Origin of the sequence: Dolichospermum compactum NIES-806, assembly GCF_002368115.1 — a bacterium.
GTDB lineage: Bacteria > Cyanobacteriota > Cyanobacteriia > Cyanobacteriales > Nostocaceae > Dolichospermum > Dolichospermum compactum.
Window position 1 is genome coordinate 3,806,816 of record NZ_AP018316.1, and the last position, 23,468, is coordinate 3,830,283.

The 23,468-nt window shown below is 39.4% G+C and carries 23 protein-coding genes; 7 read left to right on the forward strand and 16 right to left on the reverse strand.

The features are described from left to right. Positions 1-306 precede the first annotated feature (306 nt). Positions 307-1,680, forward strand: a complete 1,374-nt coding sequence (locus tag CA730_RS17995; RefSeq protein WP_096669373.1) for an MFS transporter — start codon at positions 307-309, stop codon at positions 1,678-1,680. Positions 1,681-1,796: 116 nt separating this feature from the next. Here the strand turns inward: CA730_RS17995 and accD are convergent, their stop codons facing one another. The 8 genes from accD to CA730_RS18035 all read right to left on the reverse strand — a co-directional run bounded on the left by accD (position 1,797) and on the right by CA730_RS18035 (position 7,234). Then, the gene (gene accD / locus CA730_RS18000) at positions 1,797-2,750 is read right to left on the reverse strand and encodes an acetyl-CoA carboxylase, carboxyltransferase subunit beta (protein ID WP_096669375.1); all 954 of its coding nucleotides are present in this window, start codon (positions 2,748-2,750) and stop codon (positions 1,797-1,799) included. 290 nt (positions 2,751-3,040) lie between these two features. Next, positions 3,041-3,403, reverse strand: coding sequence for a prepilin peptidase (locus tag CA730_RS18005; protein ID WP_330221273.1), 363 nt, complete (start codon positions 3,401-3,403; stop codon positions 3,041-3,043). A 26-nt stretch (positions 3,404-3,429) separates the two neighbouring features. Continuing rightward, positions 3,430-3,690 (reverse strand): hypothetical protein, encoded by a 261-nt coding sequence (locus CA730_RS18010; RefSeq protein ID WP_027402002.1) that lies wholly within the window; start codon positions 3,688-3,690, stop codon positions 3,430-3,432. A gap of 85 nt (positions 3,691-3,775) precedes the next feature. Continuing rightward, positions 3,776-4,870, reverse strand: coding sequence for a 3-isopropylmalate dehydrogenase (leuB, locus tag CA730_RS18015; RefSeq protein ID WP_096669377.1), 1,095 nt, complete (start codon positions 4,868-4,870; stop codon positions 3,776-3,778). 130 nt (positions 4,871-5,000) lie between these two features. Next, positions 5,001-5,225: a DUF167 domain-containing protein gene (locus CA730_RS18020; protein ID WP_096669379.1), complete on the reverse strand. Its 225-nt coding sequence runs from the start codon at positions 5,223-5,225 to the stop codon at positions 5,001-5,003. Next, positions 5,203-5,619 (reverse strand): ribosomal maturation YjgA family protein, encoded by a 417-nt coding sequence (locus tag CA730_RS18025; protein WP_096669381.1) that lies wholly within the window; start codon positions 5,617-5,619, stop codon positions 5,203-5,205. The genes CA730_RS18020 and CA730_RS18025 overlap by 23 nt, the downstream gene beginning before the upstream one ends. 37 nt (positions 5,620-5,656) lie before the next feature. Further along, positions 5,657-5,971: a chromosome segregation ATPase gene (locus CA730_RS18030; RefSeq protein ID WP_096671620.1), complete on the reverse strand. Its 315-nt coding sequence runs from the start codon at positions 5,969-5,971 to the stop codon at positions 5,657-5,659. Positions 5,972-6,046: 75 nt separating this feature from the next. Further along, positions 6,047-7,234 (reverse strand): M20 family metallopeptidase, encoded by a 1,188-nt coding sequence (locus CA730_RS18035; RefSeq protein ID WP_096669383.1) that lies wholly within the window; start codon positions 7,232-7,234, stop codon positions 6,047-6,049. 308 nt (positions 7,235-7,542) lie between these two features. Between CA730_RS18035 and ccsB the strand changes: the two genes are divergently transcribed. Together ccsB and CA730_RS18045 are read left to right on the forward strand one after the other, a co-directional pair. Continuing rightward, positions 7,543-8,580: a c-type cytochrome biogenesis protein CcsB gene (gene ccsB / locus CA730_RS18040; protein ID WP_096669385.1), complete on the forward strand. Its 1,038-nt coding sequence runs from the start codon at positions 7,543-7,545 to the stop codon at positions 8,578-8,580. Positions 8,581-8,640: 60 nt separating this feature from the next. Beyond that, entirely contained in the window at positions 8,641-9,165 is a 525-nt protein-coding gene (locus tag CA730_RS18045) for a TolB family protein (RefSeq protein WP_096669387.1), read from the forward strand. 148 nt (positions 9,166-9,313) lie between these two features. Here the strand turns inward: CA730_RS18045 and CA730_RS18050 are convergent, their stop codons facing one another. Next, on the reverse strand, positions 9,314-10,309 hold the full coding sequence (locus CA730_RS18050; protein WP_096669389.1) for a succinate dehydrogenase/fumarate reductase iron-sulfur subunit: 996 nt from the start codon (positions 10,307-10,309) through the stop codon (positions 9,314-9,316). A 1,281-nt stretch (positions 10,310-11,590) separates the two neighbouring features. Between CA730_RS18050 and CA730_RS18055 the strand changes: the two genes are divergently transcribed. Then, positions 11,591-12,013: an AbrB family transcriptional regulator gene (locus CA730_RS18055; RefSeq protein WP_027402704.1), complete on the forward strand. Its 423-nt coding sequence runs from the start codon at positions 11,591-11,593 to the stop codon at positions 12,011-12,013. Positions 12,014-12,210: 197 nt separating this feature from the next. Beyond that, positions 12,211-13,068, forward strand: a complete 858-nt coding sequence (locus CA730_RS18060) for a CPBP family intramembrane glutamic endopeptidase (RefSeq protein ID WP_172891211.1) — start codon at positions 12,211-12,213, stop codon at positions 13,066-13,068. 56 nt (positions 13,069-13,124) lie between these two features. On the opposite strand, the gene CA730_RS18065 is transcribed toward CA730_RS18060, so the two are convergent. Further along, a complete protein-coding gene (locus tag CA730_RS18065) occupies positions 13,125-13,508 on the reverse strand; it encodes a hypothetical protein (RefSeq protein WP_096671624.1) in 384 nt (127 codons plus the stop codon). A 187-nt stretch (positions 13,509-13,695) separates the two neighbouring features. On the opposite strand from CA730_RS18065, the gene hslO reads away from it, so the two are divergent. Together hslO and CA730_RS18075 are read left to right on the forward strand one after the other, a co-directional pair. Next, entirely contained in the window at positions 13,696-14,601 is a 906-nt protein-coding gene (gene hslO / locus CA730_RS18070; RefSeq protein ID WP_096669391.1) for an Hsp33 family molecular chaperone HslO, read from the forward strand. A gap of 164 nt (positions 14,602-14,765) precedes the next feature. Then, positions 14,766-16,841 carry a chromosome segregation ATPase gene (locus CA730_RS18075; RefSeq protein WP_096669393.1) on the forward strand — a complete coding sequence of 692 codons (2,076 nt, stop codon included), beginning with the start codon at positions 14,766-14,768 and terminating at the stop codon, positions 16,839-16,841. Positions 16,842-16,952: 111 nt separating this feature from the next. Here CA730_RS18075 and CA730_RS18080 read toward each other — a convergent pair whose 3' ends face one another. From CA730_RS18080 to CA730_RS18105, 6 genes are all read right to left on the reverse strand, one after another. Next, a complete protein-coding gene (locus CA730_RS18080; protein WP_096669395.1) occupies positions 16,953-17,588 on the reverse strand; it encodes a Uma2 family endonuclease in 636 nt (211 codons plus the stop codon). A 276-nt stretch (positions 17,589-17,864) separates the two neighbouring features. After that, a complete protein-coding gene (gene proC / locus CA730_RS18085) occupies positions 17,865-18,680 on the reverse strand; it encodes a pyrroline-5-carboxylate reductase (RefSeq protein ID WP_096671626.1) in 816 nt (271 codons plus the stop codon). A gap of 260 nt (positions 18,681-18,940) precedes the next feature. Then, the gene (locus CA730_RS18090; protein ID WP_096669397.1) at positions 18,941-19,546 is read right to left on the reverse strand and encodes a cell division protein SepF; all 606 of its coding nucleotides are present in this window, start codon (positions 19,544-19,546) and stop codon (positions 18,941-18,943) included. Between the two features lie 357 nt (positions 19,547-19,903). Beyond that, positions 19,904-20,572, reverse strand: a complete 669-nt coding sequence (locus CA730_RS18095) for a YggS family pyridoxal phosphate-dependent enzyme (protein ID WP_096669399.1) — start codon at positions 20,570-20,572, stop codon at positions 19,904-19,906. Beyond that, complete coding sequence (gene pipX, locus CA730_RS18100) at positions 20,569-20,847, reverse strand: transcriptional coactivator PipX (RefSeq protein ID WP_027402694.1); 279 nt, start codon at positions 20,845-20,847, stop codon at positions 20,569-20,571. The genes CA730_RS18095 and pipX overlap by 4 nt, the downstream gene beginning before the upstream one ends. Before the next feature lie 1,064 nt (positions 20,848-21,911). Then, positions 21,912-23,465 (reverse strand): hypothetical protein, encoded by a 1,554-nt coding sequence (locus CA730_RS18105; protein ID WP_231939874.1) that lies wholly within the window; start codon positions 23,463-23,465, stop codon positions 21,912-21,914. Positions 23,466-23,468 lie beyond the last annotated feature (3 nt).

The following is a 23,468-nucleotide window of genomic DNA, read 5'->3' on the forward strand; positions in this document are numbered from 1 at the left end:
ATGCAATACTGATGACATTTTCTGAGGTGTTTTATAGACTGTGAGTCTGCAAACTGATATTGAAACAACAAACTTTTTGTTGAAAAATACAAAAGCAAAAGATCACAATTTATCAGTGATTAGATATAAGTAGCTTGGCACAATTAAATGTAAAACCTCTCTCCAAACCTCTCCCCTATCAGGGTAGAGGCTTTGACTCCTCCTTACCTGGTAGGGAAGGGGGTTGGGGGGTTAGGTTTATATTATATTTTTTAACGCCCACTTACTTCCTCTAAAATTCGTCATCCGTTTCATAGACATGATAATATGAATTCTCTTCCAGTTGACATAGTTGAACCACTGGATATTCAGACTTCCAATCTCGACTCTTCACTAATTAAACAGTTTCCTAAGCAATTTACTAAAAATGATATTCGTACCAGTTTACAAGCTTCTACGGCAGATGCTATTTTTGCATCTATTTTTTCTTTGAGTACGGGAGGAATTTTAGTCAGTAATTTGTTAGTCGAGTTGGGGGCTACTCCCGTGATATTTGGAATGTTATCGTCAATTCCCATGCTGGTAAATTTTGTTCAACCTGTGGGTGCTTACATTTCCGAACAGACTACCAGTAGATTCAAGTATTCTCTATTAACTTTTGGAACTTCTCGTTTATTATGGCTAATTCTGGTAATTGGTATTTTTGCTAATAATTCCAGTGTCCTAAATTCCCAACAGTTGGTAGTATTAACACTGTCAATTGTTCTTTTTAGTCATCTTTTAGGAGGATTAGGAAGTGCATCTTGGCTAAGTTGGTTAGCAATTATTGTTCCCCGCAGGTTACGAGGGAGATATTTTGGGATTCGGAATAGTGCTTGTCATCTGACGAATTTAATATGTATTCCTTTAGCGGGATTGATAATATCACATTGGTATGGTGGAACTATCCAAGGTTATGGATTAGTTCTATCTTTAGGGACTATTTGCGGAATTATTAGTTTGTTTTGCCAGTATTTCCAAGCAGATGTCAATCCGCAATTACAAAATCAGTATAGTTTGCATGGTTGTGAAAATCCTCCTGAAGATATTTACAAAGAAGAAACTAATTGGATTACTATTATTGGGCAGAACTCTAAATTCTTACTATTTCTACTTTATTTCAGTATTTGGATGTTGGCTGTGCATTTGAGCGCACCTTTTTTCAACTTCTATTTATTAGATACTTTAGATTTAGATGTGACTTTAGTAACTATTTATAACAGTCTTCAGACTGGGGCAAATCTGTTAGTGTTGATTTTGTGGGGAAAATTAGCTGATAGAATTGGTAATCGTCCCATTCTCGTCTGTGTTGGCGTTTTAGTCGCAATTACACCATTATTATGGTTAGGAATTGGTAATCATCAACTTGATTCTTGGCTATGGTTGCCGCTTTTGCATATTTTTACTGGTATCACTTGGGCAGGAGTTGATTTGTGTAGCACTAATATGTATTTAGGAATTGCTCCTGCGAAGAATAAATCTATCTATTTTGCCATTGTTGCGGCTGTCGGGGGTGTAAGTGGAGCTTTAGGAACAACAATCGGCGGTTTTATTGCCCAAAGTCCTAATTTTGGCGGTTTATTAGGCTTATTTGCTCTCTCTAGCCTGTGCCGACTATTAGGGCTACTTCCCCTGATTTTTGTCCAAGAACCGGGCAAGTAGGGGAGCAGGGAGCAGGGAGCAGGGAGCAGGGATAAACATTTTACCAATGTCAAATTCGCCATTTCCTAGTCACTCTTAACTGTCCCCGTGGCGTAGCACCTGTAACCTGTAACCTGTTACTCAACGGTAGCGGAACTCAATTTCATTGTTTCCCACAAAACCATGTTTGGTGTTGTTGTGGGGATTGGTTGATGGAGGGCAATTAGTTGTGCCAAGGTAGTTTTTAATTGTGTGCGGGGGACGATATCATCAACAAATCCATGTTTTAGTAAGTCCTCGGCGGTTTGGAAATCTTCTGGTAGTTTTTCTCTGAGGGTTTGTTCAATTACCCGTCTGCCGGCAAAACCAATTGTTGCTTTGGGTTCAGCGATGATGAGATCACCCAACATGGCGAAACTGGCGGTAACACCTCCGGTAGTGGGGTTGGTTAAAATGGGAATATATAATAGTTTGGAGTCTCGGTGACGTTGGAGGGCGGCGGATATTTTTGCCATTTGCATTAAGGAGAGCATTCCTTCCTGCATTCTTGCCCCGCCTGATGTGCAAATGATGACTACAGGATAACGGCGTTGGGTGGCTTGTTCAATCATGCGGGTGAGTTTTTCACCGACGACGGAACCCATGCTTCCACCCATGAACCGGAAGTCCATGACTCCTAATGCTATGGGTAAGGTGTTAATTTGACCTAATCCAGTTTTGACAGCATCTACAAGTCCTAGTTTTTCTTGTGTTTCTCGTAAGCGATCACTATAGGGTTTGCGATCGCGGAATTGCAAGGGATCAGTAGGGCGTAAATGTTCATCTAATGGTTTCCAGGTATTAGCATCAATTAATTGGCGAATCCGTTCATCACTATCAACTCGATTATGATGACCACAATCAACGCAAACCATTTGATTAGCTCTTAAATCTTTTGTATAGCTAAGAACACCACACTTAGGGCATTTATGCCATAAACCATCAGCAATTTCCCGTTCTTGGCGTTCTGAGTTGGGACTTCCTGATTTACGCCGATTTGCGAACCAATCAAATAGAGACTTTAAACCGCGTGATTCTTCGTTGTTTGCCATTTTTATCTTATGTAATTAGGTATTAGGTCAAAATCAGAACTATGATTTGGGTAATTAAATGTCTGAACTATGATTTGGGTGATTGTTTTGATTGGGATGATTGATTTGATTTATGGGACTGTTTTTATGTGGATGATTATGTCATTCATAAAAATCATCAAAATCATAGTTCCGACTTAGATATTACCAACATCTCAAATCTCAATGGGGTAATAGCAGCTACAGTCAGGGGGGATACAGGTTTGGGTTGATAAAACCATAAGCATGAAAAAAAGATTTAAAAAATGATGTTAATATCCAGGCAAAAATAATCTCATATAGTGGGACAAAATAGTTTCACCACCAAAAACAGTGATGACTGCACCTAACGCCAGGAATGGTCCAAAAGGCATTTTTTGTCCCATTTGGTGACGGGAGAGGATAATTGCGCCCCCACCGATGAATACGCCCAAAATGCAGGATATAAAACCTGCTAGGAGTAAATAACGCCATCCTAACCATGCTCCCATCATAGCAGCTAATTTAGCGTCACCTGCACCCATGACCGTTTTGCCAAAAGCCATAGAACCTAAAAGGGCGATCGCATCAAACAGCCATAAACCTAGAACAGCACAAACAATGATACTTGCTGGAATATAAATCAAAATGTCCATATTGTTATTTGTCAGTTGCTAGTTGACTAATACATATAGGACTCAATTTGATTTAACGGGACAAAGCATTCCTGTGGTAATAGCACTGGGTAATGAGTAAAAATCACCTTACCCCGATGAGTTACCCGACTAATTGCTACCCCTGTAGCTTTTCCTACTATTTCTGGATGGACTTCACAGTAGGTATAGTAAATATGACTAGCGGCTCTAATTACAGTAGGATCAATCAAAGACGGGTGCTTTTTTGGTGAGGTAAAGTTTGCTTGTTCTTGTTGTAAAGCGTACACTATTTGCTTTTATGTAAGTTATAGATTTGCTCTTAGTTTATCTGAAAATTTTCACAATAAATGCTAAAATTTCCAGATTTATATTTTAATGTGATTTTAGTTCGAGAATTTCCATGAGTGCTTCACCCATAGCTTGACAACCGACTAGTTTCATTCCTGGGGACATAATATCTCCTGTGCGATAACCTTGTTGTAAAACTTGTAACACACTATTTTCAATTAAGTCTGCTGCTTCTGGTTGGTTGAAAGCATAACGCAACATCATAGCGGCACTTAAAACCTGTGCTAAAGGGTTGGCTTTATCTAGTCCGGCAATATCTGGGGCTGAACCGTGAACGGGTTCATAGACACCGGGACCATCAGCACCCAAACTGGCAGAAGGTAACATTCCTATACTACCAGTTAACATTGCTGCTGCATCGGAGAGAATGTCACCAAATAAGTTGCCTGTGACAATTGTATCAAACTGTTTGGGAGCGCGAACTAATTGCATGGCAGCGTTATCCACATATAAATGAGATAATTCCACATCAGTATACTCTAAGGAAAGTTGAGTGATGCGATCGCGCCACAATTGAGATACTTCTAACACATTGGCTTTATCCACAGAACAGAGTTTACCACCCCGTTTCCGCGCCGTTTCAAAAGCCACGCGACCAATCCGTTCAATTTCCGATTCTGTGTAAACCATCGTATTTACACCGCGTTTTTCTCCGGTTTCGGTAGTAAAAATGCCTTTGGGTTTACCAAAATAAATTCCGCCGGTGAGTTCCCGCACCACCATAATATCTACACCTTCTACAACTTCCCGTTTCAAGGTAGAAGCGTCAATTAATTGGGGAAGAATTTTGGCAGGCCGTAAATTAGCAAACAGTTCCAAGCCAGCCCGCAACCCTAATAAACCTGCTTCTGGGCGTAAATTCGAGGGCAGAGAATCCCATTTATAACCACCAATAGCAGCCAGGAGGACGGAATCACTATTGCGGCACATATCTAGGGTGACAGCAGGTAAAGGTTCGCCGTTTTCGTCAATAGCAGCGCCACCAATTAAGGCTGTAGAAAATTCAAAGCTAAGATCAAATCGTTTCCCTACGACTTTTAGCACGTCCACCGCTACGGACATAATTTCAGGACCAATGCCATCGCCAGGAAGTAAGGTAATGCGGTAGTTTTGAGTCATAGTCAAGTTTTGCTGGGTAAATGTTTAAATGTTCGCAGATAGAATATCATACCTAGCAATCGTGCCAAATGGCGTGGTTAATTTTATTGGTAATTGGTAATTATAAAAACTATTCCCCAGTCTCTAGTCCCTAAATCCCATCAATTTCAATTAATTTTTGTCGAGATGTTGTCCCAGATTTAATTGAGATAGAGAATTGAGGAACATCAAACTTTTTAGCTAATAGTTTAATTAACTCTTCATTAGCTTTACCATCTACAGGTGGTGATTTGAGATGTACAGTTAAACTACCATCTGCTAATTCCTCAATCTTTTGTTGTTTGGAGTTGGGTTTAACTTTGACTCTTTTTTGCATGATCTATTCTCCAGAGTTTTTCTAACCACAACCAGCCCAAAATAGAACCTAACAGATAATGAGGAAAATCCCACCAAGGGAAAGTAGTCCCCAATAATAACTTACCTATTAAGGTAGCACGAATCGCTTCTAATAATGGTGGATGCCAAAGTTGTAAAAATTCGACGATGCAGGTCAGAATAAACACCCAGATAGGAATTTGGATAACGGCTTTTTTACTTCTGAAAAACCCAAAAGCAAATAAACACCAAAATATTTCATAAAATATCGCTGCACCATAATTATTTAACCATTCATGTCCAATTCCTGGATAATATTTAAAGAAAAAACCCATCGCTATAACGATGAGTGTAGAAATGATAATTAATTTGCTTTGTTGACGGTTATAAAGCATTTTTTATAAGTAGGTAATCAGCTATTTGTAGCAAAATTCACCCAATACCCAACATTCTATTTACTTGTGGTAATGCTAAAGGTTTCCGTTCAATATTTTGGAAACATTCTATTTTTTGAAGTTGTATACAAGCAGTTTGGAAATTACTGATTTTTAATAAAACAATATCTTGATAAACTGCATCTTGGGGACTTTTTATCTCCATGATCAAATCTTGTAATTGATTTTGTCCAATAGCTAAATTCAGATATTTTAAAAATACTTCTCTTTTTTTAGAACGGACACCGACTAAATACCAATTATTAGTGGTTTGTTCTGATGAATTTGTGTCTTTAGTTCCGATTGGTGGCATGATTGACAGTGTATTTTTCTTAAATTTATTTAAAGAATCTGAACTGTGATTGTTGTAATTCATTAATCACCCCAATTATAGTCCTGAATTTAGCCAATATTTATAAGCTGCATAGGCTAATGTGACTACTCCAGTAATAATAGCAGATTCATCAACTTCAAATTGGGGATGATGCAAGGGATGATTAATTATTCTCTCTTCATAGCCTACACCTAAACGAAACATTGAACCAGGGGCGTGTTCTAAATAAACAGAAAAATCTTCTGCACCTAAAGATGGTTCTGGTAAAATTTGTACACAATTATTAGTCCAAGCTTCTTCCGCTGATGATTGTAATAATTGTGTTAGGGCATTATCATTTTGGACACTGGGTACACCTCGATGATAGTTAACTTGATATTTTGCATTGTAAGAATTACAAACATTAGCAACTATATTTTCAATCCACTGTGGTAGTTTGTCGCGGGTTTCTGGGTGAAGCGATCGCACTGTTCCCAATAATTGTACTTTATCAGCAATTACATTTGGCGCTCTTCCCCCATTAATTTGTCCAATACTCAACACTACAGGACGCAAAGGATTTTGAGTACGGCTAATGGCTTGTTGCAATGATGTAATCACTTGTGCTGCAATCCAGATTGCATCTATGGCTTCATGGGGACGCGCACCATGTCCAGACTCACCAATAATAATAATTTCTAAATTATCTGCTGCGGCTGTTAACGCACCGTAGCGAATACCAACTGAACCCGCAGGAATCGAAGGAAAAACGTGCAACCCTAAAATAGCTGCGACATTATTCATTACTCCATCTTTTACCATCCAATTTGCACCCTGGGCAATTTCCTCAGCGGGTTGAAATAAAAACCGCACCTTTCCACCCAATTCTGGGGCAATTTGGGAAAGTACCATCGCTGTCCCCAAACCTACTGTAGTATGAATATCATGTCCACAAGCGTGCATGACTCCTTCAATCCGAGAAGCATATTCTAAACTTGTGCGTTCTTGAATGGGTAAAGCGTCCATGTCAGTGCGAATTGCCAAGATTGTATCACTAGATTGAGTTCCTTGTAATTCACCAATGACACCTGTTTTACCTATACCTTCTTCTACGTGCAAGCCATTAGCAGATAACACACCTGCAACAAAGGCAGCAGTTTGATATTCTTCGCCACTAAGTTCTGGATGTGCGTGAATATGGCGACGGATTTCAACTAAGCGGGATGATATGTTTGTTGTTAAATCTTTGATTCGGTTTAGCATAGCAATAATTTTAATTCATTCACCTTATATTTCAATCTAGAATTTTCACAGATTTAACTGCTATAAGCATTCTGACTAATTTTATCGGCTTACCTGCTAATTTTTCAGCATCCAGGAATACACACAAATCGCCATTCTTTAAAATCAAATTCTTGACATTAATATTATCTTGTACTACATATCCTAACTCTATATATGGGTGCTATAAATTATGAAAGTTAATCTTGCCAATGACTAATCCCCAAAACCAGATAGGATCAAGATAATCGGAATTGATATTTTCAAGCATCCACTGGAGAGAAGTGTTTATGAATCTGGTTGTACTCCAGAACTGGCTGGATAATGCCTCTTTTGCTGTCTTATTCTGTACGATGTTGGTTTATTGGGTGGGAGCGGCTTTTCCGAGTTTGTCGGTGACAGCGGCTTTGGGAACAGCCGGCATGGCGAGCGCTAATTTGTGTATGGCGACTCTATTAGGAGCAAGATGGATCGAAGCGGGTTATTTCCCCCTGAGTAATCTCTACGAATCTTTATTTTTCTTGACTTGGGGAATTACTGCTGTCCATTTAATTGCCGAAAATAGCAGTCGTAGCCGTTTGGTGGGAGTTGTAACTGCACCTGTAGCGATGGGAATTACAGCTTTTGCTACGTTGACCTTACCATCCAATATGCAGGTATCAGAGCCTTTAGTCCCGGCCTTAAAGTCAAATTGGTTAATGATGCACGTCAGTGTGATGATGTTGAGTTATTCAGCTTTGATGGTGGGTGCATTGTTAGCGATCGCTTTTTTAATTGTGACTCGCGGGCAAAATATCCAATTACAAGGTAGTTCCGTTGGTAATGGCGGTTATCGGAGTAATGGTTATAAATTACTTAAAGCTGGTGAGTTAGTTACATCCACACCTGGTGTGGAAACTAATGGCTTTTCTCGCGTTGAAAGCAATAACAATGGAAATGGGACTGCGGTTTTAGATTTAGTCACAACTACCCCCATTCAAACTGCTGAAATCCTCTCACCTCAACGTCTTAATCTAGCTGAAACCCTGGATAATATCAGTTATCGCATCATTGGGTTAGGATTTCCTCTCCTGACAATTGGGATTATTGCCGGTGGGGTTTGGGCTAATGAAGCCTGGGGTTCTTATTGGAGTTGGGACCCCAAGGAAACTTGGGCGTTAATTACTTGGTTAGTTTTCGCAGCTTACCTACATTCTAGAATAACTCGCGGTTGGCAAGGTCGAAAACCGGCAATTTTAGCCGCTGCTGGGTTTGTTGTAGTTTGGATTTGTTACCTGGGAGTGAATCTTCTGGGTAAGGGTTTACATTCTTACGGTTGGTTTTTGTAAGTTCATCTTTAATTTCTCCCCTTTCCTTTGAGAGGGGGAATTTTTTTATTTCACAATCCTATGAATTATAAATTATCAGTAATTTTAGTTTTATGTTCAACTCTGTTAACTGGGTGTTTTGGCTACCCGCGCTTACTCAGTTACCCATTTGATTCCGGGGGAAGGAGTTTAAATAGTTTCTCGTCAGAATTAAATCCGCAAATTTCTGGGAGATATATTGTATTTACGAGCGATCGCCGAGGCAGTCAAGATATATATATGTTTGATACAGTGACTCGTAATTTGGTAGACTTACCTGGTTTAAATTCCTTTGATACAATTGCTTCCCATCCTGCGGCTTCTGACAATGGTAAATTTATTGTCTTTGCTGCTAGTCGTCAAGGACGAACACAAATTGTTTTTTATGATCGAGATGTCCGTCAATCACGAAATTTAGCAGGTGATATCCAAGGAGAAGTCCGCAATCCCACAATTAGTGCTGATGGTAGTAGAATCGCCTTTGAGTACAGTAATAATGGACAATGGGATATTTTAGTGTATGACCGATTTGGGCGAAAATTAAATATTCCCCAAGATCCCAGTTAATCGAGGAGGTAGGGGCGCAGGGCTTGCGCCCAATCAGAAGTCAGAAGTCAGGAGTCAGGAGTCAGAAAGAAGAAAGTAACGAAGGAAAATATTCTTTTGCAACTGACCATTGATCACTGACAACGAACAACTGACTAATGACAACTAACTAATCACTATTTTGTACAGATTCGATGAGCGATCGCACTTCCTGAGTTCCTGCGGACGGTTCAAAAGAAAGAGGAAATTTACCCCTAACTAGCATTCTTAACCCCAAAGGTGCAAGACTGAGTAAACCTTGCAAATCGCGGAAATAATTACCAACCACTTGAACCCCAAATTGGCGTTCATCAATCCAACCACCTTGTTTAACTAAATCCACCAAAACCTGACGGTGACGAATTGCCCGACTGTCATCAGCTTGTTTACGCTCCAGAATTTCCTGTTTAATTTTCGTAATTTGTTCTAATGGGGCAACTTCCATCGGACAAACCGCATCACAATAAAGACAACGAGTACAACCCCAAACCCCTTGAGTTCCCGTGCTATAGGTTTCTAATCTTTGTTCTGTATTATTATCGCGGGAATCTGCCACCATGCGATAGGCTTTAGCCAAAGCATGGGGACCAACAAAATCAGGATTGACCTCCACAGCATTACATTCAGAATAACAAGCTCCACACATAATACAATTGCCCGTTTGATCAAGAAGCGATCGCTCTTGTGGCGTTTGCAAGAACTCCCTTTCAGGAACTTGTCTACTTGCTGTACTCACATAAGGGGCAACTTTCTCCAAATTATGCCAAAAACTATTCATATCTACAACCAAATCTTTAATTACAGGCATATTCCCTAAAGGTGCAACTGTAATTTCTGGAGTAGTTTGAGGCTGATTTGCAGATGATGATATTTTCTCCAGTCTAGCCAGTTCACTCCCCACATTTTCCTTACAAGCCAAAGCAGAACGCCCATTAATCCGCACAGCACAACTACCACAAATTGTATTGCGGCAATTTTTGCGAAATGCTAAAGTTCCATCTTGTTCCCACTTAATCTGATTGAGACAATCCAGGATAGTATTACCTGGTTCTACCTCCAAAACATAAGACTTGAAAACAGGGTGAGAATTTTCTTCTTGTCGAGTAATCTTAAAAATAACTTCCATTATGATCAATCCAAATCTTGGGTTCAAATCTTCTCTCTTACCTTACCTACCTCAAAAATCATGAAACTAGGGAAGGATGAAGTATGAAGCGTAAAGTATAAAAATAGATTTTCTCCTACGCTTGAGTTGACAGCAGCCTTCACCATTAATCCTTTACACTTAATAGTTCTTTCGTCAAGCCCCAGTTATAAAAATTCTACATCCTTAAATATATATAAGTGTTAAAGCAAGTGAACACCTAAGAAGAGTGGCTATCAAATATCCCATAGATATGGTAAATTTATTCTTCCCCTAGACAGACGTAGATAATCTGATTCCTGCGGAGTGCTTCGCTATCACAGCTTTGAATCTCATAATGATTAACAACAGGGATTTTTCACCCCACTTTTTGTTTATAGTCTCAGATAGCTCCTGTAGTGAAGCTATAGAAACTCTAGAATTTAACTGACTCACTCACACAAAGCACGTCTAAATTAGATTAACTTTTATAAAAGTCCTGGCATCACCCTCACGACAGTATCAAGCTTGAGGAAAATCTCTACTGTATTTTAGCTACTCAACTCCAGGGATCTAGATCAAAATTTAGTTGTAATATGAATTTTAAATTCAAAAAATATTTTGCTATTATTATTTCATGCTAGTATTTAATAGAAAATTACGAACTAACAAAATCAGGAACAATAACCGCATAAGCACGGCTAATACTTCTTTGGTTTCTTCGTAATGTAGAGACTAGAAAATTCATGTCTCTACTGGCAAAATAAAAGGGTGTATGTCCGTCAGACTACATACAAATCCTATGCTGTCTTTAGTCCTGTAACTCAAAGGCAAGAGAGATCAGCAGTGAATGTGAAAAACCTGTAATTTATTGGCTCTACGCGGCAGTTCCTCTAATTGGGGAAACCTCAAGACCGGACTGCTTTATCTTTTTTGGAGTAGAACTAACCTGACTTGTAAAGGTGGCTTGAAGTTACACCGTTACAACAGTGACCAAAGAGAAAATAATTTAATTTCCGATGGCCAATGATGGTTAAAAACGCCGTAAAATTACTGAAATAAATGTCTGTGGCAACTATGACTTATCAACCTATTATGGACAACTATAATAGAGTCTTCTGTTGCTGCTATATCAGCAGGAACTCACCCATCACCCTCATGTTTTGTTGATTTCTGAAGTCCAGTTGCGCTGATTGCTCAATACTAGACACACAAGAAAATTCTGAAATGCCTAAGTCCATGTTACGCTATCAATTTGAAGAGATTAAGGAAAATTAGAGCATAATGACTGAAACTGCAACTGCCCCATTAACTGGAAAAACTTTGCTGGCGAAAGTTAAAGAACTTTCTACTTTGCCACGTCGGGAAAGAGCAAAGCAATGTGGTTATTACACCGTTACTAAAAATAGCCAAGTTCGGGTTAATTTAACAGACTTTTATGATGCTTTATTGTCAGCTAGAGGTATTCCCCTCAGCCCAGAAGCACCAAAAGATGGACGTGGACGCGAACCGACATACCGGGTCAGTGTTCATCAAAATGGTCAAATTGTGATTGGTGCAACCTACACCAAAGCGATGAACCTAAAGCCCGGTGACGAATTTGAAATTAGACTCGGTTACAAACATATTCACTTGATTCAGCTTGGTGAAAGTGATAAACAATTAATCCAGTCTGATGATGCTGATGAATCAGACGCAGAAGAATAAATTTTTTCACCTATCAGGGATAAGTTTAAGGTAAATTCTGATGAATTTATCCCCAAAGCTACCGCTAATTAGTAGCTGTAGTTAAATAATTGCAGTGGGATAAGACATAAAAAACGTTTTGACCTCTTCCATGAGTCACAAATTCTAGTAGAGTCTTGATTATTCATCAAGAAATCTGTTGTTGCAGGAAGTTAGTCATGTTTTTTATGTCTATTCCACTGTTATTTTTACAGTCATCAGTCCCTACTCTGCTGGAGTTTCTCAAAGATACGCCAGTATTTTTGGTTGTGGCTTTTTTTATTGTTTGGATAGGTTGCTGGTTGCCATTAGTAGCAATTTTAGCCATTACCTTGAATTGGCAAATACACAAATCTTTACAACCAGAGCAAAAAATTCCTTTATTAGTATCTCTCTATTTATTAGTGCCGCTAATTCTCTGGGGATTTCAAGGGTTGAAATTGGGTTCTTTCCCTGATTATGGATTAGTGGGGAAAGTTTCTATTTTTGGTTCTTTATTACTGGGTTTTAGCTTGGGTATTTTTAGTCTAGCTATAGTATTTTTTGGGCAAATTTGTGCCGGTTGGTGCTATTTAGAAAAATCTCAGATCAAGTTAATCCCATCTAATTTATTGACAATTTCCCTAGTGGCTTTGTTTGTGGGGGGAATAGAAGAACTTGTATTTCGGGGCTTTTTATTCACTCAGTTACAACAAAATTATGCAATTTGGTTAGCTGCAATTATTTCTAGCTTGGTTTTTGCTGTCTTACATTTGGTATGGGAACAAAAAGAAACTCTTCCTCAACTGCCTGGATTATGGCTAATGGGTATGGTCTTAGTATTAGCCAGATTAGCTGATGGTAATAGTTTAGGGATTGCTTGGGGACTTCATGCTGGTTGGGTATGGGCGATCGCTACTATAGATACAGCAGGATTAATTACCTACACAGATCAAGTTCCTACATGGGTGACAGGTATCAATAAAAAACCCCTCGCGGGGTTAACAGGAATTATCTGTGTTTTGGCGACGGGAGGTGTGCTTTTATGGATCTCGTAATTACTAGATAATATTTTTCTCACGCAGAGGTGTAGAGAGGAGGAAGGGAAGAGAAATTACTTTGTTTTGGTTAAGAATTGCCGTAAGCTGGCTAAACTCAGAGTTTGACCTAAGTTTAGGGGTAACATGGATATGCCTTCTAGGCGGGATTGTACCCAGCCTTCTCCCCAGTACCATTCGTGAAAGCCGTCAATGCCTCCACTGAGTATTAAGCGCAAACAATTGGGTTTTACTACGTCTACTTGGTGATGAATGGAGACGGGTCCTGTCCAGGTGGTGAACTCAAATCCTGGGGGTAATTCTGTGGGCATTTCCGGGGGAAAACTTTGCCCCAATAGCCATTTTTTTAGTTCGGCAGGATGCAAAATACTGTCATGAATGGCATCGGCTGATGCTGTAACTTCGATACGAATTTGGCTTTGTTGAAATGTACCTAGCATGGTAATTGGTGATTGGTAATTGGTAATTGGTAATTGGTAATTGGTCAGTTGCAAAAGAATATTTCCCTTCCTTGCACCTCCTGACTCCTGACTCCGAACTCCGAACTCCGAACTCCTGACTCCTGACTCCTGACTCGAAACAACCTAAAATAAAAAAGTCATCTTGTAAAGAATTGTAAGGTTTTTCATGGCAGATCAATTAATTCGTGCGACTGCGGCGGATGGTGGGATTAAAGCTGTGGGTGTGATTACCACTCGGTTAACAGAAGAAGCTCGACAACGCCATAAACTATCTTATGTGGCAACAGCAGCATTGGGAAGAACTATGGCTGCTGGTTTGTTGATGGCTGCCAGTATGAAACGGTCAGGTTCTAGGGTGAATGTTCGAGTTAAGGGCGATGGTCCTTTAGGTGGTGTATTGGCAGATGCAGGATTAGATGGTACAGTTAGGGGTTATGTCGGTAATCCGTCTGTGGAGTTGCCACCTAATCATAAGGGTAAACTAGATGTTGGTGCGGCAGTAGGTACAGGCTTTCTATATGTAGTCCGCGATCTCGGTCATGGTTATCCTTACTCTAGTACAGTAGAACTGGTTTCGGGGGAAATAGGTGATGATGTTGCTCACTACTTGGCAAGTTCCGAACAAACTCCTTCGGCTTTAGTTTTGGGTGTATTTGTGGGAGAACAGGGCGTAACGGCAGCGGGAGGAATATTGATCCAGGTGTTACCCAAAGCTGCTAGGGATGAGGAGCTAGTGGCTACATTAGAATCGCGGATTGGGGCTTTATCTGGGTTTACTCCATTACTGCAAGCAGGTAAAACACTGACAGAAATTTTTAACGATTTGTTAGGAGATATGGGATTGAACATATTTCCTGAAAGTCAGATGTTACGCTTTCATTGTGGCTGCTCTTTTGACCGGGTGCTAGGGGCACTGAAAATATTGGGAGAAGCAGAACTACAAGACATGATTGTGAAAGATGATGGTGCAGAAGCTACTTGTGACTTTTGCGGTAATATCTATCAAGCAAGTAGTGATGATTTAACTCAGTTAATTGGAGATATACAAAGAGAATCTTTAATTTCTGATTAATGTCACCAGTCATACTCAAACCAAAAAACAGTAATGTTATGGGTGGCAGTGGTGAATGCTAAGGACGGATTTTTCTAGATGGGAAAGTGAGGATAGCAAACATAAAATTATCTATATTGATCTATCTACTTTCATATCGCTATTCAATTAGTGTGGTGTGAGCAATGACAGAGCGGGATATTCCAGATAATTGGTCTTCAGACCAAGCAGGAGAACCAATTGGGGTTCAGCCTAACTACATACAAAATAATCAAACTGCTGATACCGCTGCTATTGGTTCTCATTCTCAGTCCATGAAGCAAAGAAAAAAGCAAGATGGCGATGGTTTGGCTATAAATGATAATTCAGAACCTACTTTTAATCTCAATGTTTTAATTGAGAAAATGCCGCGCTGGACTAAAAATTGGGTAGTTTGGGCAGCAGTATTAACTTTAATTCCTGGAAGCATGGGTTTTCTAGCTTTATCCATGCTGTTTAAGTTACCTACTGCTCCTAATTGTCCACAAATTTTTTGGCCTTTGGCTAGTGCGTCAGTAAGGCTACACTGCGCTCAGTTGGCGGCTTCTAAGCAAACTATTAATGATTTGCTCCAAGCAATTACTCTGGTTAAGCAATTACCGGACAATCATCCTTTGCGGGGCGAAATTAATCGTCTTTTGGAGGAATGGTCACAGGATGTTCTCAGGTTGGCGGATGAGAGTTTCCAAGCGGGGAATTTGGAGGAAGCGATCGCTACAGCCCGAAAAATTCCTACTGACGTGAAGGTTAGTGAACTAGTAGAAGAGCAAATTCAAAAGTGGCAGACGATTTGGTCAAAGGCGGAAGGAATTTACCAAGAAGCGGAAAAAGAATTGCGCCAACGACATTGGCAATCAGCTTTTATGCTCACGGCTAGATTGCTACGGGTCAATAATAAATATTGGGCAAGCACTAAATATGATCAATTAAATAACATTATTGTTACGGCAAGAGAAGATGGGGATAAACTTTACAAAGCAGAAAATTTAGCAAATAATCGCAATTTAGACAGTTTGCTTAAAGCTATTAAACTGGCTGAGACTATTAAACCAGATAGTTATCTGTATCAAAAAGCCCAAGAGTTAATATCTGGGTTTGCTAGAAAAATGCTCAAATTAGCACAAGCGAGAATGAAGGAGCGAAATGCTGATCAAGCATTGGAAATTGCCCGACAAATTCCATCTATTCCTGAATTGCAAGCTGAAGTTGATGATTTTATGGTTTTGGGTGAAGCCCAAAGAAGTGCTTTTATTGGGACTACGGCTGGGTTAGAAACGGCTATTTCTCAAGCTCAACAAATAGATGCTTCTAGGGATATTTATAATGAGGCGCAACAATTAATTGCCCGTTGGCAATTAGAAATTCAAGATGTTTCTCGGTTAGAAAAAGCTCGGAATCTCGCTAGTCAAGGAACTGTTAATGATTTAACAGCAGCGATTTCGGAAGTACAATTAATTCCTGGGAATAATCCCCGGGCTACAGAAGCCCGTCAAGAAATTGGCCGTTGGCGTGGCCAGGTGGAGTCTATTGAAGATAGACCATATTTAGATCGGGCGGAACAAATAGCTATTAACGAGGATGTTATCTCATTACAAACAGCGATCGCTGAACTTAATCAAATTCGCTCTGGACGAGCATTATATCCAGAAGCCAGAAAAAAGATTAGGCTATGGACAGGCAAAATTGAGCGCATTCAAGATCAACCGTACTTAGATCAAGCCAAAGCATTAGCCGACAGTGGTAATTTGACAATGGCTATTAGTGAAGCTCAAAAAATCGCCTCTTCAGGACGCGCTTTATCTGGTGAAGCTCAATCCTCCATAGATACTTGGCAAGACCAAATTCGCGCCAAAGAAAGTTGGCAAAAAGCCAAGCAAGTTGCAGTTACCGGCACACCAGAAGCCTTAGTTCAAGCTATTCAGTTGGCAAATCGGGTATCTAGTCGTAACACTTTGCGTTTAGATGTGAATATTGCCATTGACCAATGGAGTCAAGAATTGTTGCAAATGGCACGTTCTCAAAGTGAGGTTGATGTTGCCAAAGCCATTGATACAGCTAATTTAATTCCTCGTGGTAGTGGTGCTTATACTGATGCTCAAGAACAAATTAGAACTTGGCGACAGTTTATGATTCCTAAATCAGCACCCAGTCCGTCTGTGGAATCTATCCCGGAGGAAACACCAGCAGTTCAAGAAAATCAGCCTTTAGCAAGCCCTAATTAATTGATAATTTTGCTAATTTTAAGTATGAATTAGTCTCACGCCAAGGCGCAAAGGCGCAAAGTGAGGAATCCTTGGTTTTTCAATTTCATACTTAAATTTAGCAAATCCTCACTATTCTGAGGCTTTTAATTTAACCCAATTGCGAAAAGTGCGAGTTACAGCAATTTGGCCAATCTTTTTGCTTTCTTCGATAAATCTGGGGATTTCTTTAATTGGTATTGCCGCAAATGTGTGGCTAGTTTGAGTTTCTGAATATTGCCCGTTTGCAAGGATGTAGACTCTTAATGTAGTTCCGTTATAAAGCCAAAATTCGGGAATTCCCATTGCGGCGTAAAGTTTAAATTTGTCTATTTTTGGTCGAGAATATTCTACTTCTAATACTAAGTCTGGAGGTGGATCAAATGCTAAGTCAATATTCTCTTTTTCTCTAACTAATAACTCATTTTGGATGTAATAACTGCTATCAGGTTCTGCACCATATTCTAAATCATCCCTAGTTAATGTGAGTGAACCAACTCGATTAACTTCTAATCCCAATTCTTCACACAATACCCCAACAAAAACCTCAATCAAACGGTTGGAGCTTTCGTGAGGTTTGAGTGGTGTCATAACTTCTATATTTCCCTGATGATAAGAAATTTTATTGGCGCGTTCTGAACCCATCTCAGCCAACATGGTTTTGAATGTTTGCCAGGTGATGTTTTCTAGTAAAACTCTGGTTTCTGCGGGCGTTGCTGTTGTAACCATAGTTTATTTTTCTTCCGGGTAATATATTTAAAGATAACAAAATTGGCGTTGCTGATTAAGGGTATGAATTTTAGTCTCACGCAAAGGCGCAAAGACGCACTGAGGTTTGAGTTTTAAAGATTCAATTTGGGAATTTCATACCTCAATATGGCTTCGCCACGCAGGCTATCAGCAACGCCACAAAATTTAATTCTCTGCGTTCTCTGCGCTTCTGCGTGAGAAAAAAATTCTACCCTTGAGCTTGAATTGTTCCCTATTCCCTATTCTGACTACTAATCACCCCTTCCCTAATTCCTGAGCGCGTTCTTTCGAGGCTTTAACCGCTTCGATGACGGCGGAACGAAAACCGGCTTTTTCTAAGGCTCTGACACCAGCAATGGTTGTACCACCGGGACTGGTAACTTGATCTTTAAGTTCGGCGGGGTGGATTTTGGTTTCTTGCACCAGTGTGGCTGTTCCTAAGACTGTTTGTACAGCTAGTTGTTTAGCGATCGCTCTTGGTAAACCCACAGCCACACCCCCATCAGCTAAAGCTTCAATCATCAATGCCACATAAGCCGGTCCACTACCAGATAATCCTGTCACCGCATCCATCAGGCTTTCCGGTACTTCTACAACTTCCCCCACAGCGGTAAAAATCTGCTGTGCTGTTTGTTGGTGATGAGGATGAGTATAAGCCCCTAAAGAAATTGCCGTTATCCCTGCACCCACTGTGGCTGGGGTATTCGGCATAGCGCGAATTATGGGAACTTGAGGAAAAGCTGCTTCTAATTGTTTTAATGTCACCCCCGCCAGGATAGAAATAATCAAGGGTGAATGTTCTGTGGGCAGGATATCTGCTAATTCTTGAGCCACAGCACTAAATATCTGGGGTTTGATTGCCAACATCACCGCTGTTTTTGCTGCCCCTAACACTAGGCTATTGTCCGTTGTTACCACCACCCCATATTTCTGTTCTAAATAGCTGCGGCGTTCAGCTTGGGGTTCACTGACGATGATTTCTGAGCCTTGATAAATACCACTTGCAATAAGGCGGGATAATAGAGCTTCTCCCATCACCCCGCCGCCAATTAAGCCAAATTTTATATTCATTTTCATTAGTCACTAGTTAGTGGTCACGCGATTTTGGATTTACGATTTTGGATTTTGGATTGACTCTACCCTAAAGTGTAGAAGCTCGAAAATTTGGTATTTGCCATTTTTCCCTCAGTAGGGGACATGGACTCATACCAAATTTTTTTCATCTAAAATCTAAAATCTAAAATCTAAAATTCCCGGTCAATTATTAATAGTTAATCATCCTTCTTAATTAATTAGGGACTTAAAACTATCAACTAATGACTAATTTACCCCTATTGTGCCATCCGAGTGGGTTCACTTCCCCAAGTAGGATTGGCTGCTGCTGTAGCTGCGGGACGGACGGGACGGGCTTGGCTGATAGGTACTTCATGTATTAAACCGCCTTGAGTGCTAACTTGCACGCAACTGGGGGTAAACAAGAAGATGCTTTCACCGATTCTTTCTTGATGTCCGTCTAAGGCATAAGTACCACCAGCAACAAAATCAACTGCACGTTGAGCTTGGTCAGGGTCCATAATGGTCAAGTTTAATACTACTGATTTGCGCTCCCGTAGAGCTTGAATTGCCTGGGGCATTTCTTCAAATGTGCGAGGTTCAAGAACTAGAACTTCAGAGATTCCATTAATTGCGCCTGGCATACCAATAACGTTACTCATAGGTTTGGATGCTGTTGCAGCTACTTCTTCTGTACTGGTAGGTGGATTTTCCCGCCAACGCCGATTTGCAGGGGTGGGTTCCTGTGGCGCTGGTTGGGGATTCTCCTGTTGATAGATATTCTGATAATTATTGGCTGTATCAGCTTCTTCTTCGTAGTATTCGTATTCTACCTGCTCATTCAAACCAACAAAGTCCCTGAGTTTGGAAAATATATTACTCATGTTGTACGCTCCCGGATTAAAATTCCCCTAGTTTTCCTGGCTATAAGTTACATTAAAGTTCCTTCTAGGCAGTAATCGTAACTATAGTAGATCTTTGACGCAGCAATTGTACTACTGATTTTACCCTTTAGTACAAATTCCCAATTATCAACAGATATTGATGTTAACGCCTGCACATTAACGAATCTGTAACAATGAGTTAAAATTGTAGCCTAAGGATTATTAAAAATAAAGGGGGTATGACCACCTTTGCAATTAAGAATTACTCATGAGAGTATTATATTTTTTGACTATTTGGGACTATAAACTCGCAAACTATTGTCAATCATACTGTCTGGAATCACGGCTTCAACTATATTAAGCCCGTTGACCAAACAAAATTGTACCTAATCGCACCATTGTTGCCCCTGCTTGCACTGCCAATTGGTAATCCCCAGACATACCCATTGATAATTGCTGCATAGTTATATTTGGACAATTTTGTGATTTGATGGTTTGTGCTAATTCATACGTACTATCAAATACATTTAAAATTTCTCCATCCGTCAAACCTTGCGGCGGAATTGTCATCAAACCTTGAATTTGTAAATTTTGACATTGCTTAAGTGCTGCCAAGTCAGCCAATAATTCTGGAACCATCCAACCAGATTTATTTGCGTCGGGGAGAATTTTGACTTGTAAGCATACCTTCGGATTCACTCCCAGTTCTGCCGCTAGGGTATTTAAGCGTTGTGCCAGTGGCAAGTTATCAACGGAGTGAATCCATGAAAATAGTTCTAAGGCTTTTCTGGCTTTGTTAGTTTGTAGATGTCCAATTAAGTGCCAGGTAATATCCGATAAATCTTGCAATTCGGCTTGTTTACTGGCAGCTTCTTGGATGCGACTTTCGGCAAAATCACGAATTCCTGCGGTGTATGCTTCCCGCATTAATTCAGTAGATACTTTTTTTGTAACAGCAACCAACCTCACTGTAGATGGGAGTGAGGCGCGAATATGAGCGAAGCGATCGCTAATTGAACTACTCATTGGAATGTGCGCTGAAATACACCTTGAAGTTGCTCGTACTCCTGAGAATTACCACTACGGCGCAAAGTCCGGAGGCGATTTTCCAGCATCATCCTAGCCTCAGTCCGACCAATTGGCTGAAATTTCAGGACTTTAAGCTCAGTTGTCACTAAAAAAAATAAGCGTTGGGCGTAGAGTGTGGTAAACAGATCCTGGTTCTCATCAACCATACAGATCCTATAGAGTAAACCCCAAGTTGGATGATTTATGTAAGTTTCTGAGTTTTCTGGATTCATTTCCTAGTCAAGGTGGGGAGTATATATGGCCGAGAACGGCGAACAGGCTGGAAAGTCATCAAGGTGGATCAGTTTGATGATAACTGGATGTTTTCATGCAACTGACAACCGGTATAACTTGTTCTGCAATTCACTAACATTCAGAGGATAGTATATCCCTTCCGCCAAATTTTTCGTTGACAGTGCGAAACTAACAATCTTCTTGACGGGTTCTTCTGCAAAACAACACCTTTACAAGTCTGTGATGTTGCACAGGCTTCTTTCCATCCTGCCACAATTCTCCCCCAACGGCGCAAAGATGGACATTTATCTAGCCGGCATATAGTATTTCATGGGTAAAAGTCTTGTACTGTATGACTTCTACGGTAATTTTTAGTCAGATATACTCCGCAAGGAAATAAATTGAGCTTTTGCTTAAAGGTGATATATGGATGTAAAAACGCAAGTTATAAGTAATTGGACAAAAATATTTACAGTCATTGCGAGCGAAGGGAAGCAATCACAACCCTTGGAATTGCTTCATGTCACTTCGTTTCATATAGCTAACGCCACGCTGCGCTAACGCAATGACATTGTGTAACTAATTCTGTCTCACTACTTACTAAACACGGGTGAGATTTAAACTTTTGCCAAATGACAAAGAACCCAGATGTGTAGGGGTAAAGCATGAGATCATTGGTGTCAACTTAAGCTCAAATCCGTACCACATCTCGTTCCTAGTCTCTGACTAGGAATGCAGTTGATGAGGCTCTGCCTCTAATATTATTGAAGGCAGAGCCTTCTAGAATTCATTCCCAGTCAGAGACTGGGAATGAGATGAATAACTTCATGCAATAAGTAATGCGACAGAATTTATTACCTTCAGTGTAGTTATTCACTCCCCCCCTCTAAAATTATCAAAACCCTTGATCTCTTGTTAAAGATAGGGGGGGAGTGTGAACAGTTACCTTCAGTCAGCACTCAACATCATTTAAGGAAAAACATAGGGTTTTTGTGAATGGTGTTGAAAAGGTGTAGATAGATAAATTTTTTGAAGAAATCAGGTATCTTTTTTTATAAATAATCTAAGTAATAGAACTTGCTATTTTTTCAAGTTTCTTTGGTAACTTCTCTCTTTTATGAGCTAATCCAAAATGATCTATACTTTTCAAAAATGGCTGTTTTACATAATTGTTATAGGCAGTCATAACATCATAAACTTGGTGTTCTTCATATCCTAATAAATAATCAATTACTTCACTATCTTTTACACCTCGTAAATTGTGCATTAACTGATTACGAAGATCATATTCACCATTTCTCTTCTTTTGGCAAGACCATTCTAGCAACTTCCAAGATAGTTGAAAAAATTGAGCATCTAAATTTTTGAGCCAGTTTAATAAAGCAAAATTTCGGTTAGTAACATTAAAATCATCTTCAGATTCAAGTCTGACTTTATTAACTGGGAATTTCAATTTTTGTAAAATAGTCTTTTTAAATGGACTACCTTCATATCTAACCGATTCATTTAAATATAAACCCAAAGAAATCCAGGTTATCAAATCAGAAACTTTACAGGAATTACCTCGAAAGTTAATAGTTTCATCAATCATTGCTGTTTTTGACACAATAGCAGCCTTTAAAAAAGTTTCCTGAGCAGCAGCCAGCAACGCAATACCTGGTAAATAATTCTTTTGATTGAAGAAAAATCCAATTAGATCAAGAGTATCGACAATTCTTTGAGTAGCTGGAATAACATTTAAATCATCACTATCATCTATTAGAGGAGTATTTAAGTTAAAAAAATCAACAAGATTCTTTAACTCATTAATACAATTTGAGTTTATTCCGTCTATCCCGTCTAGAATTTTCAACGCTGCACCAGGAAAACCACTGATAATTAATTGCTTGGCTTTTTGAATTTGTATGCCACGCTGATAACGAGAACTTTCTACTATATTAGATTTAGATTTTGTTTCGTGATCTTCATTGAAGTATTCATTACTCACTAAAAATTGAACTTTTTTAAACTTCCCAATAGTTATAAACTGCACAGCAGAAGATATTGCTGGAGTACCCGCTTGATGACTAACATAAACTTCCTGATTAGAGTCAATATTTAACTCTGTTAATTTTGCTTCTACCAATGATAAAGTAGCATCCCAGTTGTCAATACCTTGATCTATTTGTTCAGGATTTAAAGTTTGAAATTCTAGTTTACAGGTGAATTTTACATTTTTAAAATACCACCTTAATAAAGGTTTAAGAGTGCAAGTATCTTTCCAGTAAGGAGATTTTTCATTAAGTCGTTGTTCTTCATCACTAAATATTTGACATTGGTCTGTTAGGAGAATAATTATTTTGTCAATCTTGATATTCTTATTTGTCAAATATTGAAAATATGTATCAAAAAGTGGAAATTCCAAATCATTTTTATAGTCTTCTTCTGATTGATTTTCATAAACTGTACCTAATATCCTAGCTGGTACTGTATATCCATTATCTATTGGTAGTGCAGATGAAAAATGCCATCTTTCTAATTTATTATTATCTATTGCGTCGTTATGTAATTTGCCCCAACTGTTATTATGTTTGAGGATAATATCACTATTTCCAGTAGTTACAATCCAAATACTCATTAT

Excerpts from the sequence above, each read along its gene's own strand:
- CA730_RS18030 (WP_096671620.1), bottom strand. The coding sequence starts at position 5,971 with ATGCCACCAATCGGAACTAAAGACACAAATTCATCAGAACAAACCACT.
- CA730_RS18050 (WP_096669389.1), bottom strand. The coding sequence starts at position 10,309 with ATGGAAGTTATTTTTAAGATTACTCGACAAGAAGAAAATTCTCACCCT.
- CA730_RS18035 (WP_096669383.1), bottom strand. The coding sequence starts at position 7,234 with ATGCTAAACCGAATCAAAGATTTAACAACAAACATATCATCCCGCTTA.
- CA730_RS18095 (WP_096669399.1), bottom strand. The coding sequence starts at position 20,572 with ATGAGTAGTTCAATTAGCGATCGCTTCGCTCATATTCGCGCCTCACTC.
- CA730_RS18020 (WP_096669379.1), bottom strand. The coding sequence starts at position 5,225 with ATGCAAAAAAGAGTCAAAGTTAAACCCAACTCCAAACAACAAAAGATT.
- leuB (WP_096669377.1), bottom strand. The coding sequence starts at position 4,870 with ATGACTCAAAACTACCGCATTACCTTACTTCCTGGCGATGGCATTGGT.
- CA730_RS18075 (WP_096669393.1), top strand. The coding sequence starts at position 14,766 with ATGACAGAGCGGGATATTCCAGATAATTGGTCTTCAGACCAAGCAGGA.
- CA730_RS18025 (WP_096669381.1), bottom strand. The coding sequence starts at position 5,619 with ATGCTTTATAACCGTCAACAAAGCAAATTAATTATCATTTCTACACTC.
- CA730_RS18090 (WP_096669397.1), bottom strand. The coding sequence starts at position 19,546 with ATGAGTAATATATTTTCCAAACTCAGGGACTTTGTTGGTTTGAATGAG.
- CA730_RS17995 (WP_096669373.1), top strand. The coding sequence starts at position 307 with ATGAATTCTCTTCCAGTTGACATAGTTGAACCACTGGATATTCAGACT.
- CA730_RS18065 (WP_096671624.1), bottom strand. The coding sequence starts at position 13,508 with ATGCTAGGTACATTTCAACAAAGCCAAATTCGTATCGAAGTTACAGCA.
- proC (WP_096671626.1), bottom strand. The coding sequence starts at position 18,680 with ATGAATATAAAATTTGGCTTAATTGGCGGCGGGGTGATGGGAGAAGCT.
- pipX (WP_027402694.1), bottom strand. The coding sequence starts at position 20,847 with ATGAATCCAGAAAACTCAGAAACTTACATAAATCATCCAACTTGGGGT.
- hslO (WP_096669391.1), top strand. The coding sequence starts at position 13,696 with ATGGCAGATCAATTAATTCGTGCGACTGCGGCGGATGGTGGGATTAAA.
- CA730_RS18005 (WP_330221273.1), bottom strand. The coding sequence starts at position 3,403 with ATGGACATTTTGATTTATATTCCAGCAAGTATCATTGTTTGTGCTGTT.
- accD (WP_096669375.1), bottom strand. The coding sequence starts at position 2,750 with ATGGCAAACAACGAAGAATCACGCGGTTTAAAGTCTCTATTTGATTGG.
- CA730_RS18045 (WP_096669387.1), top strand. The coding sequence starts at position 8,641 with ATGAATTATAAATTATCAGTAATTTTAGTTTTATGTTCAACTCTGTTA.
- ccsB (WP_096669385.1), top strand. The coding sequence starts at position 7,543 with ATGAATCTGGTTGTACTCCAGAACTGGCTGGATAATGCCTCTTTTGCT.
- CA730_RS18060 (WP_172891211.1), top strand. The coding sequence starts at position 12,211 with ATGTTTTTTATGTCTATTCCACTGTTATTTTTACAGTCATCAGTCCCT.
- CA730_RS18105 (WP_231939874.1), bottom strand. The coding sequence starts at position 23,465 with ATGAGTATTTGGATTGTAACTACTGGAAATAGTGATATTATCCTCAAA.
- CA730_RS18080 (WP_096669395.1), bottom strand. The coding sequence starts at position 17,588 with ATGGTTACAACAGCAACGCCCGCAGAAACCAGAGTTTTACTAGAAAAC.
- CA730_RS18055 (WP_027402704.1), top strand. The coding sequence starts at position 11,591 with ATGACTGAAACTGCAACTGCCCCATTAACTGGAAAAACTTTGCTGGCG.